This is a genomic window from Cupriavidus sp. 8B (genome assembly GCF_054589115.1).
The window spans coordinates 29,225-30,109 of record NZ_BAAILO010000175.1; the positions used below are offsets into that span (position 1 = coordinate 29,225).

Here is an 885-nt window from a genome sequence, read left to right on the forward strand (position 1 = left end):
CCATTGGCAGGGGGGGCAACCACATTAGGGATTCTCGTCGTCCGAGACGACGCGGGCCTAGTGCCCTGTGCGGGCTTCGAGGACTATGGCACTGAGAGCGCCGTCGCTCAAGTTGTCTTGGCGGCCGGCCTGGTTCGTTTTGCCGACTTGGGCTCGCATTCGAACGGCGTTACGTTGCAACCGTTAGGGTTGCCCTCGCAGCAGTGTTCGGTGAGGAAACCTATGAGCTCGTTGATCTGGTCATACTGGGCCTGGTAAATGACGAACCTGCCTTCCTGGTGACTCCTTATCAGCCCGGCTTGGACGAGTTCCTTGAGATGAAACGAGAGGGTGGCCGGCGGCAGCCCCAACGCCTGGCCAATCCGTCCGGCGTTGACGCCTTCCAGGCCCGCTTGAACCAGCAGGCGGAAGATCGCCAGGCGAGATTGCTGCGCGAGCGCGGCTAGGGCTTTGACGGCGGAGGCACTTTGCATTGGTTGTTGCATTTGGAGAAGCGATTCCACGTATTCTCCGTCAGTTTTCAGGCGGACGGTTGCTTCCTGGCATGGATGCAGGGAAACAAATATGATCTATTGTGCCCTCGGTAGTGCCGGGATTCCCGCATCACTATGAAGGCGCAAAGCGCTGTCGACTGGTGCGTCAGTTCACTCGAAGATCTCGACAAACGGCTTCTTGTCAATCACGGCCGCGCGGACCTTCTCGCGTAGCAGAGAGACGAGATCTCGCTCATTCATCAGCAGCATGTCGATCTCGCGCAGCGGGCGAGCCAAATAGTGAGAGCTCTTTAGGGTGGGGTTTTCATGCTTCTAGCTGCTGTCGCGGCTGTACGGTGTTGGCCGTTTTAGAACGTGTGAGATGTCACTTTTCTTTACTCGTAAAGAAAAG

At 57.4% G+C, this 885-nt stretch carries 1 protein-coding gene; it reads right to left on the minus strand.

From position 1 onward, the window contains the following. Positions 1-107: 107 nt before the first annotated feature. A complete protein-coding gene (locus ACYP5B_RS17595; RefSeq protein WP_459570528.1) occupies positions 108-473 on the minus strand; it encodes an ArsR/SmtB family transcription factor in 366 nt (121 codons plus the stop codon). Positions 474-885 lie beyond the last annotated feature (412 nt).